This is a genomic window from Streptomyces sp. NPDC058964 (assembly GCF_042741275.1).
Lineage (GTDB): Bacteria > Actinomycetota > Actinomycetes > Streptomycetales > Streptomycetaceae > Streptomyces.
In genome coordinates this window covers 1-14,241 of sequence record NZ_JBHYKH010000213.1, presented here as the reverse complement: position 1 = coordinate 14,241, position 14,241 = coordinate 1, and the positions used below count along the sequence as shown (strand labels likewise).

General features: G+C 72.1%; 14 protein-coding genes and 2 pseudogenes. 14 read left to right on the top strand and 2 right to left on the bottom strand.

The window, feature by feature from the left end:
• Window positions 1-889, top strand: an 889-nt coding sequence (locus tag ACFW2E_RS24675) for an RsmB/NOP family class I SAM-dependent RNA methyltransferase (RefSeq protein WP_384469256.1), incomplete at its 5' end; no start/stop codon positions are given.
• 81 nt (window positions 890-970) lie between these two features.
• Here the strand turns inward: ACFW2E_RS24675 and ACFW2E_RS24670 are convergent.
• Window positions 971-1,216: pseudogene (locus ACFW2E_RS24670) on the bottom strand (hypothetical protein); the annotation flags it as partial.
• A 177-nt stretch (window positions 1,217-1,393) separates the two neighbouring features.
• Between ACFW2E_RS24670 and rpe the strand changes: the two are divergent.
• From rpe to ACFW2E_RS24635, 7 genes and pseudogenes are all read left to right on the top strand, one after another.
• The gene (gene rpe / locus ACFW2E_RS24665; RefSeq protein WP_384469255.1) at window positions 1,394-2,080 is read left to right on the top strand and encodes a ribulose-phosphate 3-epimerase; all 687 of its coding nucleotides are present in this window, start codon (window positions 1,394-1,396) and stop codon (window positions 2,078-2,080) included.
• Between the two features lie 90 nt (window positions 2,081-2,170).
• On the top strand, window positions 2,171-3,214 hold the full coding sequence (locus ACFW2E_RS24660; protein ID WP_384469254.1) for a sugar-binding transcriptional regulator: 1,044 nt from the start codon (window positions 2,171-2,173) through the stop codon (window positions 3,212-3,214).
• Window positions 3,215-3,263: 49 nt separating this feature from the next.
• Window positions 3,264-3,674: a ribonuclease domain-containing protein gene (locus ACFW2E_RS24655; protein ID WP_384469253.1), complete on the top strand. Its 411-nt coding sequence runs from the start codon at window positions 3,264-3,266 to the stop codon at window positions 3,672-3,674.
• The gene (locus ACFW2E_RS24650; protein ID WP_384469252.1) at window positions 3,671-3,979 is read left to right on the top strand and encodes a barstar family protein; all 309 of its coding nucleotides are present in this window, start codon (window positions 3,671-3,673) and stop codon (window positions 3,977-3,979) included. The genes ACFW2E_RS24655 and ACFW2E_RS24650 overlap by 4 nt, the downstream gene beginning before the upstream one ends.
• A 167-nt stretch (window positions 3,980-4,146) precedes the next feature.
• Window positions 4,147-5,589 (top strand): GuaB1 family IMP dehydrogenase-related protein, encoded by a 1,443-nt coding sequence (locus ACFW2E_RS24645; protein ID WP_384469251.1) that lies wholly within the window; start codon window positions 4,147-4,149, stop codon window positions 5,587-5,589.
• Window positions 5,590-5,770: 181 nt separating this feature from the next.
• Window positions 5,771-5,926, top strand: a pseudogene (locus tag ACFW2E_RS24640) (amino acid permease C-terminal domain-containing protein); the annotation flags it as partial.
• Between the two features lie 10 nt (window positions 5,927-5,936).
• On the top strand, window positions 5,937-6,389 hold the full coding sequence (locus tag ACFW2E_RS24635) for an Lrp/AsnC family transcriptional regulator (protein ID WP_384469250.1): 453 nt from the start codon (window positions 5,937-5,939) through the stop codon (window positions 6,387-6,389).
• Window positions 6,390-6,506: 117 nt separating this feature from the next.
• On the opposite strand, the gene ACFW2E_RS24630 is transcribed toward ACFW2E_RS24635, so the two are convergent.
• Complete coding sequence (locus ACFW2E_RS24630) at window positions 6,507-7,247, bottom strand: GntR family transcriptional regulator (protein WP_384469249.1); 741 nt, start codon at window positions 7,245-7,247, stop codon at window positions 6,507-6,509.
• A 222-nt stretch (window positions 7,248-7,469) separates the two neighbouring features.
• Between ACFW2E_RS24630 and ACFW2E_RS24625 the strand changes: the two genes are divergently transcribed.
• The 6 genes from ACFW2E_RS24625 to ACFW2E_RS24600 all read left to right on the top strand — a co-directional run.
• Window positions 7,470-8,627: an ABC transporter substrate-binding protein gene (locus ACFW2E_RS24625; RefSeq protein WP_384469248.1), complete on the top strand. Its 1,158-nt coding sequence runs from the start codon at window positions 7,470-7,472 to the stop codon at window positions 8,625-8,627.
• A complete protein-coding gene (locus ACFW2E_RS24620) occupies window positions 8,624-9,523 on the top strand; it encodes an ABC transporter permease (RefSeq protein WP_384469247.1) in 900 nt (299 codons plus the stop codon). The genes ACFW2E_RS24625 and ACFW2E_RS24620 overlap by 4 nt, the downstream gene beginning before the upstream one ends.
• Window positions 9,508-10,326 carry an ABC transporter permease gene (locus ACFW2E_RS24615; RefSeq protein WP_384469246.1) on the top strand — a complete coding sequence of 273 codons (819 nt, stop codon included), beginning with the start codon at window positions 9,508-9,510 and terminating at the stop codon, window positions 10,324-10,326. Before ACFW2E_RS24620 ends, ACFW2E_RS24615 begins: the two co-directional genes overlap by 16 nt.
• Window positions 10,327-10,330: 4 nt before the next feature.
• Entirely contained in the window at window positions 10,331-11,407 is a 1,077-nt protein-coding gene (locus ACFW2E_RS24610; RefSeq protein ID WP_384469245.1) for an ABC transporter ATP-binding protein, read from the top strand.
• A gap of 42 nt (window positions 11,408-11,449) precedes the next feature.
• Entirely contained in the window at window positions 11,450-12,991 is a 1,542-nt protein-coding gene (locus ACFW2E_RS24605) for an HAD-IA family hydrolase (RefSeq protein ID WP_384469244.1), read from the top strand.
• A 16-nt stretch (window positions 12,992-13,007) separates the two neighbouring features.
• Window positions 13,008-14,241 (top strand): nitrate- and nitrite sensing domain-containing protein (locus tag ACFW2E_RS24600; protein WP_384469243.1); only part of this gene is annotated, 1,234 nt, incomplete at its 3' end.

Sequence of the window (14,241 nt, the reverse complement as noted above, 5' to 3'; positions counted from 1 at the left end):
TCCCCGCTGGGTCGTCTCCGCGCGGTGGGACGCGCGCGGCGGCGGGCGCGCCGGGAAGGGGGAGCTGCGGGAGGCGGACAACGAGCGGCCCGAGGTGACCCTCGTGGCCAGGCCCGGGCGGGCCACGACCGAGGAGCTGCTCCGCGAGGACGCCGCCGTGCCGGGTCGCTGGTCGCCGTACGCCGTGCGGCTCACCGAGGGCGGGGAGCCCGGCGCCGTCGAGGCCGTCCGGGAGGGCCGGGCCGGTGTGCAGGACGAGGGCAGCCAGCTCGTCGCCCTCGCGCTCGCCAATGCGCCCCTGGACGGGCCGGACGAGAAGTGGCTCGACGGGTGCGCCGGACCCGGCGGCAAGGCCGCCCTGCTGGCCGCCCTCGCCGCCGAGCGCGGTGCGGTGCTGCTCGCCTCCGAGAAGCAGCCCCACCGGGCCGGCCTGGTGGCGAAGGCCCTGGCCGGCAACCCCGGGCCGTACCAGGTCATCGCCGCCGACGGGACCCGGCCGCCGTGGCGGCCCGGCACCTTCGACCGCGTGCTGATGGACGTGCCGTGCACCGGTCTGGGCGCCCTGCGCAGGCGGCCCGAGGCCAGATGGCGGCGGCGCCCGGAGGACCTGGACAACTTCGCGCCGCTGCAGCGCGCCCTGCTGCGCACCGCGCTCGACTCGGTGCGCATCGGCGGGATCGTCGGCTACGCCACCTGCTCGCCCCACCTCGCCGAGACCCGCGCCGTGGTCGACGACGTGCTCAAGCACCGCCCCGACACCGAACTCGTCGACGTCCGCCCCCTCCTGCCCGGCGTCCCGGCACTCGGCGAGGGTCCGGACGTACAGCTGTGGCCGCATCTGCACGGCACGGACGCCATGTATCTGGCGCTGATCCGCCGTACGGGCTGACAGCACGTCCGCCCGGGGCATGTGTCCGGCGCTCGTCCGCCGGACCGGCTGACCACCGACTCGAGTGCGGCGGGTGTCTCGGGGGCAGGGTGTCTCGGCGCCGCGGATACCGTGCGCGGTCAGGCCCTTGATCTCCCGGACAGCCCTGGCGATCTCCCGCCTGTCCTGTGCCGCGAGTCCGCCGTCGCGGGCGTACACGACGACGGCGGGTTTCTGCTCGGGCCGGAAGCGGTCGGAGGTCTCCAGCACCCGGGTGGACGCTCAGCTTCTGGGCGAGCGGTGCAGTCAGGAGGCGGCATCGTTGTCCTGGGCGTCGCTCGGCTTCTGGGTCCGATCGCCCGTCCCTCATGGCCACCCCCGTAGCCGCACGTGGATCCGGTGGCAGCTCAGCGTGGCATGGTCGCGTCCGCGTGGGCACCCGGTTTCGCACGTCGGTACGTACCGAGGCGGATCCAGCCGGGGACCGAGGCGAACATCCGTGCCTGGACATGGCAGGCTTGGGTCATGGCCGTGCAGATCAATCCCAGCATCCTGTCCGCCGACTTCGCGCGTCTCGCGGACGAGGCGAAGGCGGTCGAGGGAGCCGACTGGCTCCACGTCGACGTCATGGACAACCATTTCGTCCCGAATCTCACGCTCGGTGTCCCGGTCGTAGAGTCCCTGGCCCGCGCGACGGACACTCCGCTGGACTGCCACCTGATGATCGAGGACGCCGATCGCTGGGCGCCGCAGTACATCGAAGCGGGTGCCTCCTCCATCACCTTCCACGTCGAGGCGGCCGCCGCGCCCGTGAGACTCGCCCGCGAGATCCGCACCAAGGGCGCTCGCGCCTCCATGGCGCTGAAGCCCGCGACGCCCATCGAGCCCTACGAGGACCTGCTCCCCGAGCTCGACATGCTGCTGATCATGACGGTCGAGCCCGGTTTCGGCGGCCAGGCGTTCCTGGACATCATGCTGCCGAAGATCCGTCGCACCCGTGAGCTGATCGACAAACACGGCCTCGAGCTCTGGCTGCAGGTCGACGGCGGTGTGTCCGCGTCGACGATCGAGCGGTGCGCGGACGCGGGAGCGGACGTGTTCGTCGCCGGTTCGGCGGTGTACGGGGCGAAGGACCCGGCAGAAGCGGTACGTGCACTGCGCACCCAGGCGGAGACGGCCACCGCCAAGGCGTCGTGGGCATGCGACCACTGAGCCACAGCTACGTGAACAGCTAAGTGAACGACGCCCATGAGGGCGGATCAGCCGCGCCGGATCTGCGAGGATGAACGGCGAATCCAGAGTGTGAACAGCAGTGAGGAGATCGCCGTGTCGGGTATGTCGGCGGGCCGGTCAGCCATGCGGATGGGACCCGCTGAGCTGGTGCAGGCGGCGGCCATGGCCCGCCGCTTCTACCTCGAGGGCAAGTCCAAGATCCAGATCGCGGAGGAGTTCGGCGTCAGCCGCTTCAAGGTGGCCCGGGTCCTGGAGACCGCCCTCGAACGGGATCTCGTACGAATCGAGATCCGCGTGCCGGCCGAGTTGGACGCCGAGCGCTCCGACGCGCTCCGCGCCCGCTACGGCCTGAGGCACGCCGTCGTGGTCGAGTCCCCGGCCGAGGCCGAGGAGACGCCCGACCCCGAGAACCTCGGCGAGGTCGCCGCCGACCTGCTCGGCGAACTCGTCAACGAGGGGGACGTCCTGGGCCTGGCCTGGGGCCGCTCCACCATCCACATGGCGGCGGCCCTCGACCGGCTGCCGCCCTGCACGGTCGTGCAGCTGACGGGCGTGTACGACGCCGGGACCGCCGAGCGCGGCTCCGTCGAGGCCGTCCGCCGCGCCGCCCAGGTGTCGGGCGGCGACGCGCACCCCATCTACGCGCCGATGCTGCTGCAGGACGCGGCCACCGCGGCCGCACTGCGCAACCAGACCGGCATCGCCCGGGCCTTCGAGTACTTCGACAAGGTCACGGTCGCCTGCGTCTCCATCGGCTCCTGGGAGCCGGGCATCTCGACGGTGCACGACATGCTCAGCGACGAGGAGCGGGCGCACTACGCCTCGCTCGGTGTCGCCGCCGAGATGTCCGCGCACCTCTTCGACGCGGAGGGCCGGCGGATCGGCCGGGACCTGGGGGAGCGGTGCATCACGGTCAAGGCCGACCAGCTCCGCCGTATTCCCGAGGTCGTGGCGATCGCGGGCGGGCAGCGCAAGGCCTCCGCGATCGACGCGGTGCTGCGCTCGGGACTCGTCACCAGCCTGGTGACGGACACCTCGGCCGCGGACTACCTGATGACCGCGGGGCCCACGCCGAAGCCCGCCCTGAACCGGGCGGACCCGGACGGCCACTGACGGGCCCCGGCGGCAGGCCACGCGGGGACGGCCGTGGCAGCATCGGCACATGCTGCTGCGGTTCGTCCCCCGCGTGCTCCCCGCGGTCCTGCTCTGCCTCGCGGTCCTGCTGACGGGATGCTCGTCCACCGGTACGGCGCCCACGACGGCACCGGGGGGCTCCACCCCCGCGTGGGCCGGCGGCATGGCCACGGTGCGGGAGTCCGGGCTCCCGCCCGATGCCCGGCGGACCCTCGCCCTCGTCGACAAGGGCGGTCCCTTCCCGTACGCCCAGGACGGCGCCGTGTTCGGGAACTTCGAGGGGCGGCTGCCCGCACACCGGCGCGGCTACTACCACGAGTACACGGTGCCGACCCCGGGCTCGCGCGACCGCGGGGCACGGCGTCTCGTCACCGGGCAGGGCGGCGAGATCTACTACACCGATGACCACTACGAATCGTTCCGGGCGGTGCTGAGATGACGGGTCCGCGTGTGGTGACGCTCGACCTCGCCGGGATCACGGGCAAGGCGGCCCTCATGGACCGCGCCGCGCGGGCGCTCGCCCTGCCCGACTGGTTCGGCCGCAACTGGGACGCCCTCGCCGACAGCCTCTCCGACCCCACCGTCTGGCCCCCGGACACCGACGGGCGGGGGCTGCTCGTCGTGGTCACCGGCTGGCGGGAATACGCGGACACCCGCCCCGACGAGTGGGCGGTCGCCCTGGAGGTGTTCACCCAGGCGTCGGAGCGCGAGCCGCTGCTCACGGTCGCGCTCGCGCTGGGCTGACAGCCATCGGCGCCCTGCCGTTGGCGGATCCTCCAAACAGCCTCTGACCTGCCTGGATGATTCGACCGGGCATCACATTCCGACCGTCATGGGACAATGAAGTACGTGCTCTTCCCCCTGGCACACCTGTCAGGGGGTCACCTCTGATCGACTGGGATGTGCGGCACGTGCGTTTCCTCAATGACATCCAGCCCGCGTACGACCTGACGTACGACGACGTCTTCATGGTGCCGAGCCGCTCCGCGGTTGGCTCGCGTCAGGGCGTGGACCTCTCCGCCCCGGACGGCACGGGCACCACGATCCCGCTGGTCGTGGCCAACATGACCGCGATCGCGGGCCGCCGGATGGCCGAGACCATGGCCCGGCGCGGCGGCCTGGTGGTGATCCCGCAGGACATCCCCATCGACGTCGTCACCGAGGTCATCTCCTGGGTGAAGAGCCGCCACCTGGTCCTCGACACCCCGATCGTGCTCGCCCCGCACCAGACCGTCGCCGACGCGCTGGCCCTGCTGCCCAAGCGGGCGCACAACGCCGGTGTGGTCGTCGACGAGGACGGGCGGCCGATCGGCGTCGTCACCGACCAGGACCTGACCGGTGTCGACCGCTTCACGCAGCTCGCCGAGATCATGTCCACGGACCTGCTGCTGATCGACGCGGACATCGACCCGCGCGAGGCCTTCCACACGCTGGACACCGCCAACCGCCGCTACGCCCCGGCCGTGGACCAGGACGGCAAGCTCGCCGGCATCCTCACCCGCAAGGGCGCCCTGCGCGCCACGCTGTACACCCCGGCGACCGACGCCGACGGCAGGCTGCGCATCGCCGCCGCCGTCGGCATCAACGGCGACGTGGCCGGCAAGGCCAAGCAGCTGCTCGACGCGGGTGTCGACACGCTCGTCATCGACACCGCGCACGGCCACCAGGAGTCGATGATCAGCGCCATCAAGGTGGTGCGCGGCCTCGACCCGCAGGTGCCGATCGTCGCGGGCAACATCGTCTCCGCCGAGGGCGTCAAAGACCTGATCGACGCCGGCGCGGACATCATCAAGGTCGGTGTCGGACCGGGCGCCATGTGCACCACCCGCATGATGACCGGCGTGGGCCGGCCGCAGTTCTCGGCGGTCCTGGAATGTGCCGCCGAGGCGAAGAAGTACGGCAAGCACGTCTGGGCCGACGGCGGTGTCCGGCACCCCCGGGACGTGGCGATGGCGCTCGCCGCCGGTGCGTCCAACGTGATGGTCGGCTCGTGGTTCGCGGGCACGTACGAGTCGCCGGGCGACCTCCAGCAGGACGCCAACGGCCGCCTGTACAAGGAGTCGTTCGGCATGGCATCGGCCCGCGCCGTGCGCAACCGCACGTCCGAGGAGTCCGCCTACGACCGCGCCCGCAAGGCGCTGTTCGAGGAGGGCATCTCGACGTCCCGCATGTTCCTCGACCCGACCCGCCCCGGCGTCGAGGACCTGATCGACTCGATCATCGCGGGCGTCCGCTCCTCCTGCACCTACGCGGGCGCCGGCTCCCTCGAGGAGTTCGCCGACAAGGCCATCGTCGGCATCCAGAGCGCGGCCGGCTACGCCGAGGGCAAGCCCCTGCACGCCAGCTGGAGCTGACGAACTCCCTTTCCGGCGGCCCCCGTTGTTCCCGTGTTCCGGGAGGAGCGGGGGCCGCCTGCGTCGGCGACCAAGCCCTTCTGGGGCCGGGGCGCGCAGGGACGTGCGCGGTGACCCGCGCGACTCCGTGCAGCGGTCGGAAGGCGCCGTGCAACGAATGGACGCTCCGGTGATGAACGCAGTGCCGGGTTTCCTGCTCTGCGCGTACAACATGTTCGGCCTCGACACCATCACCTGGGTCGTCTCCGGGTACTGGATGGCCGCTGGACTCGTGTTCTACTTCGGGTACGGCCATCGCCGTTCCCGACTCGCAATACCCGTACCATCTGAGAAGTGATCGACCGACAGTGCTGAACGATCTCGACGAACGCATCGTGCACGCCCTCGCCGAGGACGCCCGCCGCTCCTTCGCGGACATCGGGCAACTGGTCGGCCTGTCCGCGCCCGCCGTGAAACGGCGCGTGGACCGGCTGCGGGCCACCGGAGCCATCACCGGATTCACCGTACGGGTCGACCCCGCCGCGCTCGGCTGGGAGACCGAGGGGTTCGTCGAGATCTACTGCCGGCGCAACACCTCGCCGGAGACCATCCAGCGGGGCCTGGAGCGCTACCAGGAGGTCGTGGCCGCGTCGACCGTCACCGGTGAGGCGGACGCGATCGTCCAGGTCTTCGCCTCCGACATGCGCCACTTCGAGCGGGTGCTGGAGCGGATCGCGGGGGAGCCCTTCGTGGAGCGGACCAAGTCCGTACTGGTCCTGTCCCCGCTCCTGCGCCGCTTCTCCTCGGGCTCACCCACCTGACCGGCCCCGGCCGCGACGCCGGTCGCGTGCTCGTCCGCCTGATCGGGCGACCGGTTCCGGTCGGGTGGTTCAGGGGCCGGCCGGAGCGCTCAGGTGGGAAGGCGCGGTGGGGTTCGCTCAGTCGGCCGCCTTGCGGGCCAGGGCGTTGCTGCCGATCGAGTTGTGCACGCTGAAGCTCACGGCGTCCGAGCGGTAGCGGTCGTCCGACCACTCCACCGGGCGCCCTTCGCGTGTCGTGGTCACCCGGCGGACCCGCAGCAGGGGGCTGGTGCGGCGGATGCCGAGGAGTTCGGCGTCCTGGGCGCCCGCCGCCACCGCGTCGATGACGTGCTCGCCGTACGCGAAGACCAGGCCCGTGTCCTCGAAGAGGCGCTGGGTGACGGACGGGCAGTCCGGCTCGATCGCCTCGACCGCCGGTGCGATCCAGTCGGCGTACACGGTCCGCTCCAGCAGCACCGGCTCGCCGTCCAGACCACGCACCCGCAGGACGTGCAGCACGGGCGTCCCGGCGCGCAGCTGGAGGCGGACGGCGTCCTCCTTGGTGGCCGGGCGGTGCTCCTGGGCCACCACGTGCCCGGTCGCCTCGCGGCCCATCGCCCGTGCCCACTGGGCGAAGCTGCGCAGTTCCTCGAAGCTCTGACTGCGGCGGCTGGCGAGGACCACACGGCGGGCGCCCTGACGGGAACCGATGAGCCCCTCGGAGGTGAGGGCGGCGACGGCCTGCCGGACGGTGCCGCGTGAGACGCCGTAGTGCGTGGCGAGCTCCGTCTCGGAGGGCAGCCGGCTGCCGACTGTGTACTCCTCACGGTCGATGGCCCGCCGCAGCTCGTCGGCGATCTCCTCGTGTCGCGCCGTCATGCTTCCCCTCTGAGTAGGCCGCTGTGCACAGCGTGACCAGCCTAATCGAGATCTGCGTGTGATCTGCAACGGTCTGGATTGTGCAGACAACAACGGTTCAAAGTTTCGCCGCGGTTTACAGACAGGACACCCGCACCGGGCGTACTGTGACGCAACTTGTTCAGACAAGTTGTCCTCGTCTCACCTCCCTGCTCCCCGCTCGTGTGCACCCCTGGAGTGACAGTGACAGTGTTCCTGCCGAGAACCGCCTTCCTCGCCGGTGGTCTCTCCGTAGCCGCCGCACTCGCCCTGAGCGCCTGCGGCGCCGCCCCCGACAACGCGTCGACCACCGCCGACGGCAAGAACGCCGCAACCGCCACCTCCGCCGCCGCCCTCGGCGGCATGGACGCGCTGGTCAAGGCGGCGAAGAAGGAGGGCACGCTGCACGCCGTCGCGCTGCCCCGGGACTGGGCCAACTACGGCGCCCTCATCGACGGCTTCCAGAAGAAGTACGGCATCAAGATCGAGGTGGAGAGCCCCGACGGCACCAGCCAGGACGAGATCAACGCCGTGACCTCCCGCAAGGGCCAGGACCGGGCCCCCGACGTGCTCGACCTCGGCAGCTCCTTCGCGCTCAGCGCCGCCCAGCAGGGCCTGCTCGCGCCCTACAAGGTGGCCGGGTACGGCGACATCCCGGCCGCGCAGAAGGACGCCCAGGCCCGCTGGTACAACGACTACGGCGGCTACATCTCCATCGGCTGCGACGCCAAGCGCGTCAAGACCTGCCCGACCACCTTCAAGGACCTGCTCAAGCCGCAGTACAAGGGCCAGGTCGCGCTCAACGGCAACCCCACCAAGTCCGGTTCCGCCTTCGGCGGCGTCTACGCGGCCGCGCTCGCGAGCGGCGGCTCCTTCGACAACATCCAGCCCGGCCTCGACTTCTTCGCCAAGCTGAAGAAGAACGGCAACTACACGCCCGTCGAGTCGACCCCGGCCACCGTCGAGAAGGGCGAGACGCCCATCAGCATCGACTGGGACTACCTCAACGCCGGGTACGCGGACGAGTTCAAGTCCAAGGGCGTCGACTGGAAGGTCGCGGTGCCGAGCGACGGCCAGTTCTCGCAGTACTACTCCCAGGCCATCAACAAGGACGCCCCGCACCCGGCGGCCGCCCGCCTGTGGCAGGAGTACCTCTACAGTGCCGAGGGCCAGAACCTGTGGCTCAAGGGCTACGCCCGTCCGGCCCTGATGACCGCCATGGACAAGGCCGGCACGCTCGACAAGACGGCCGCCGCCAAGCTCCCGAAGGTGTCCGGCACGCCCTCCTTCCCGACCGAGGCACAGCAGGGCAAGGCCAAGACGGTCATCGCCCAGGGCTGGTCGAAGGCCGTCTCCGGATGACCACCGCGCTCACGAGGGTGGACACGGCGCCCGTCGCTTCCCCGAAGCGACGGCGCCGGGCCCCCGGCTGGCTCGCCGTCCTCCCGCTCCTGGTGTTCACCGCGATCGCCTTCGGGATCCCCGCCCTGGCCATGCTGAACGGCGCCTTCACCGTCAGGGACCAGGCCACGGGCGCCACTTCGTACACCACCGGGAACCTGAGCACCTCCCTGCACGGCCCGTACCTCACCGCCCTGATCGGCAGCGTCAAGCTCTCCGCCGTCTCAGCCGTCCTCGGTGCCCTGCTCGGACTGCCGCTCGCGCAGGCCGTGGTGACCTCGCGCTCCCGCGCGCTGCGCGAGGCCGTGCTCACCGCCTCCGGGGTCCTCGCCAACTTCGGCGGTGTCCCGCTGGCCTTCGCCTTCGTCGCCACCCTCGGCAACGCCGGCGTGCTGACCGTGCACCTGGGCCTCGCGGACCAGGGCTGGGACCTCTACAGCTTCTGGGGCCTGGTGCTGGTCTACCTGTACTTCCTGATCCCGCTGATGGTCCTCACCATCACCCCCGCCCTGGACGGCCTGCGCTCCCAGTGGCGCGAGGCGGCCCGGAACAACGGCGCCACCGTCGTGCAGTACTGGCGGCACGTGGCCCTGCCCGTCCTCGCGCCCTCCCTGCTGGGCGGCCTGGTGCTGCTCTTCGGCAGCGCCTTCGCCGCGTACGCCACCGCCGCCGCGATGGTGGGCAGCGCGGTCCCGCTGGTCACCCTGCAGATCGCCGACGCCATCTCCGGCAACGTCCTGGTCGGCCAGGAGAACGTGGCCCTCGCCCTCAGCCTCGACATGGTCCTGGTCGCGGGCCTGGTCATGGCCGTGTACCTGCCCCTGCAACGACGGAGCGCCCGATGGCTCGACGCCTGACCCCCTGGCGCTGGGCCGTCCTCGGCCTGGCCGCGCTGTACTTCCTCGTGCCGCTGGGCGCCTCCGTGATCTTCACGGTCGACGTGCCCGGGCAGGGCGTCACCTTCGACGCCTACACCCAGATCGTCTCCGCCGACGGCTTCGTCTCCAGCCTGCTGCTCTCGCTGGAACTGGCCGCCGCCACCATCGCCGTCGTGCTGCTGCTGATGGTGCCCGCCGTGGTCGCGCTGCGGCTCGGCGCGCCCCGGCTGCGGCCGGTCGTCGAGGTGGTGTGCTCGCTGCCGCTGGTCGTGCCGCCCATCGCGTTCGTCGCCGGGATCGCGACGGTGCTGAAGTGGGGCCCCGACCATCTGTCCCGGACGCCGCTGTTCCAGACCTTCGTGGCCGTCCAGAACCCGGACTTCCCGGTCGTGCTCGTCCTCGCGTACGTCGTGATGGCGCTGCCGTTCGTCTACCGGGCGCTGGACACCGGGCTGCGCGCGATCGACGTCCGTACCCTCGTCGAGGCCGCCCGCAGTTGCGGTGCCTCCTGGCCGCAGGCCCTGGTCCGGGCCGTACTGCCCAATCTGCGCGGTGCGCTGCTGAACGCGTCCTTCCTCACGCTGGCCCTGGTGCTCGGTGAGTTCACCGTGGCCCGGCTGCTGGGCTTCCAGCCCTTCGCCGTGTGGATCTACAACGTCGGCGGCTCGCAGGCCCAGATGTCCGTCGCCGTGTCCGTGCTGAGCCTGCTCGTGACATGGGCCCTGCTCCTCGCGCTCGCCGGTGCCGGCGGGCGTACCCGAACCGCTTCGTCCCGGGGATGAACCAATGACCGCCACCACGCTTGAGAAGGCCGCCACGGAGAAGGCCGCGACCGTCGAATTCCGGGGTCTGCGCCGGGAGTTCGGGTCGACCGTCGCCCTCGACGGACTCGACCTGGCCGTGCGGCCGGGCGAGTTCCTGGCGCTGCTCGGCCCGTCCGGCTGCGGCAAGACCACCGCGCTGCGCATGCTCGCAGGCTTCGAACACCCTGACTCCGGCGCCGTGCTGGTGGACGGCGAGGACGTCACCCACGTCCCGGCCCACCGCCGTGACGCCGGGATGGTCTTCCAGTCGTACAGCCTCTTCCCCCATCTCAACGCCGTCGACAATGTCGCGTTCGGGCTGCGCATGCGCAAGGTGCGTACGGCCGAACGGCATTCTCGGGCAGCCGAGTTGCTGGAGCTGGTCGGTCTCGGCGACAAGGGGGAGCGGTTCCCCCACCAGCTCTCCGGCGGCCAGCAGCAGCGCATCGCGCTGGCGCGGGCGCTCGCCCTGCGCCCCCGTGTGCTGCTCCTCGACGAGCCGCTGTCGGCGCTCGACGCCAAGGTGCGGCTGACCCTGCGCGAGGAGATCCGCAGGCTCCAGCAGGAACTCGGCATCACCACCCTGTTCGTGACGCACGATCAGGAGGAGGCCCTGTCCGTCGCCGACCGCGTCGCCGTCATGCGCGCCGGGCGGCTCGAGCAGTGCGCCGAACCCGCCGGGCTCTACGGCCGTCCCGCGACCGCCTTCGTCGCCGAGTTCGTCGGCACGATGAGCCGGATCCCGGGCGTGCTCAAGGACGGCACCGTCGAGGTGCTCGGGCAGCGGCTGCCGGCCGACGGCGAGGCGCCGAACGGGGACGTGGACGTGCTGGTGCGGCCCGAGGCAGTCATGGTGCGGGCCGCCGGGGCGGGCGGTGCCCGGGTCGTCGCCACGGCCTTCCTGGGCGGGGTCGTCCGGGTCACCGTCCGGCTGGCCGACGGCACCGAGGCCAAGGCCGACCTGCCCGCGCACGACGCCGCCGGTCTCGGCGCCGGATCCGCCGTGGACGTGTCGCTGCCCGAGCGGCCGGTGCTCGTGGCGGAACGTACGGCCCGGTAGAGCTCCCAGAAGACGTATTCGTCAGTGAGGAAAGAGAGAAACGTGACCCCCCACCCCCGACTCCCGCTCCAGGCCGTCCTGTTCGACATGGACGGCACGCTCGTCGACACCGAGCGTCTGTGGTGGGAGGCGGTGGAACAGGTCGCCGGGCGCCCCCTGACCGAGGCGGACCAGCCCGAGGTGCTCGGCCGCGCCGTGGAGGACACCGCGCGGTGGCTCGGCGCGACCACCGGCAGGCCGGCCGACGGCATCGCGCGGGAACTGCACCGGGAGTTCGTCGCCCGGGTCCGCACCGGCATCGTGCCGCGCCCCGGCGCCCTCGACCTGCTGGACGCCCTGGCCCGCGACGGCGTTCCCACCGCCCTGGTGACCGCGTCCCCGCGCGCCGTCGCCGACACCGTGCTCGAGGCCCTCGGCCCCGGGCGCTTCGCGGCCTCCGTCACCGCCGACGACACCGGCCGAACCAAGCCCGCCCCGGATCCCTACCTCGCCGCCTGCCGCGCACTCGGTGTCGAACCGGCGGCCTGCGTGGCGGTCGAGGACACCCGGACCGGTGTCACCTCCGCCGAGGCGGCCGGATGCACGGTGCTGGCCGTGCCGTCCCTCGCACCGATCGAGCCGGCACCCGGCCGGACCGTGCGCGACAGTCTGGTCGGGGTCACACCCCGGGAGCTGCGGGGCATGGTCGGGTACGAACTGCGCGTCATGACCTGGAACCTGTGGCTCGGCGGCGCGGCGGTGGACGACCACCGGGCCAAGCAGCTCAAGGCGATCCTGGAGAGCGGCGCCGACGTGGTGGGCCTCCAGGAGACCGGCGGCACCGCGGCCCAGGAGCTCGCCGAGACCCTCGGCTGGCACCACCACCGGGCAGGGGAGAACCTCGGCGTCATCAGCCGCCACCCCGTCACCGCCCGCTTCGGCGACCCGGACGTCGGCTTCTACGGAGCCGCCGGGGTCCGGATCGAGATCGCCCCGGGCCGCGCGGTCGACGTCTGGACGGCCCACCTCGACTACACCCCGTACGGGCCCTACGAGTCCGCCTTCGACGGGCTCCCGGCGGACGTGCTGATCGTCCACGAGGAGGTGCGGCTCGCCCAGATGCGGGACACCCTGCGCCGGATCGCCGAGGCGGCCGACGACGCCGTGCCCGTCGTTCTCGTCGGCGACTTCAACTGCCCGTCCCACCTGGACTGGTCCGACGTCGAGTGGCCGGTGACGAAGGCCGCCGAGGAGGCGGGACTGCGGGACTCCTACCGCCAGGCCCACCCCGACCCGGCCACCGCCCCGGGCCACACCTGGTCCCCGGTCCACCCGGTGCACGAGGACGGCAGCGGGCGGCCCGAACCGCAGGACCGGATCGACTACGTCCTGCACCGGGGTCTGACGGTGCTCGACTCCCGGACGGTGGTCGCCGGCGCCCCGCGTCCCTGGCCCGACGTCGCGGGCAACGACTGGCCCTCGGACCACGCGGCGGTGGTCACCACGTTTGCCGTGCCGGGGAACCGATCCGGGGTTACCCGGGGCAACCATTGCGGACCAGGTGATGATCCCGTAGGTTGTGCCGAACTTTGTACTGACTGGTAACACCGGCAGGTAACCCATGCGCTGGCCCGTCGGCCGTCCCACCACCGTCCGCACGCGGATCGTGGCGCTCGCGCTCGCTCCCGTCGTCGCCCTGATGGCACTGTGGAGCTTCGCCATGGTGTCGGTCACCGGCGAGCTGCGCGCGCTGATCCGGCTCCAAGGGGTGTACGAGGACTTCGGCACCCCGGTCGACACCGCCGTCGGACAGATCCAGATCGAACGGCGCCTCTCGGCGACCTACCTCGGCGCGGCGAACGACACGGCCGCCGCCGGGAACCTGCTCGCCCAGCAGCGCCGCACCGACCGCGCCGTGAGCGCCATGCGCGACGCGATCCGGGGCGGCGACCGCAGCCGGCTGAGCGACCGGCAGCGGGCGACGCTGGAGGCGATGCTCCACTCGGCCGACGGACTGGACGCGCTCCGGGACCGGGTGCTGTCCCGGAAGATCTCCTGGGACCGGGCCGTCACCGAGTACGGCGCACTCGTGGAACCCGGCTTCGACGTCCAGTCCTCGCTCACCGCCCTGCAGGCCGGGCAGCTCGCCCGCGAAGCGCAGGTCGTCATCGAACTCGTACGGGTACGGGAGTACGTCTCCCGCGAGGACGCCCTGGTCGCGGGAGCCCGTGCCGCCGGTACCCTGACCGACCGGCAGTACGACACCCTGACGGCGACCATCGAGGACCGGCGGGTCTTCGAGCGGACGTACGTGCCGGACCTGCCGTCCGACTCGCGCGCCCGCTTCGAGGACTTCCAGCGCGGGGACCTGCACCGCTCGCTGGTGGGGGGCGAGGCAGCGCTGCTGCGGGCGGGTCCGGCGCACGCCGGAGAGGCCGTCGCGGCGGGCACCTGGCGCACCACCACCGACCGCGCCGTGAAGCGCTACATGCAGCTGTGCACCCGCGCGGCCGAGAACTCGGCCGCCCGCGGGCGGGCGTTCGCCTACCGGGAGCTGGCCAAGGCGGCGGTGGTCGGAGTCGCCGGGCTGGCCGCCGTGGGGCTGTCGCTGTGGTTCGCGGTGCGCGGCGCGCGGCGCATCTCGCGCCGTCTGGAGACCCTGCGGGACGCCGCCGACGTGCTGACCAGCCGGCAGCTGCCCGACGTGATGCGGCGGCTGAGCTCCGGCGAGGACGTGGACGCGGCCGCCGAGGCGCCGCCGCTGGCCGCCGACGAGGTCCGGGCCGATGAGATCGGCCAGGTCGGCCGGTCCTTCAACAGCGCGCGCCTGGCCGCCGTCGAGGCGGCCGTCAAGC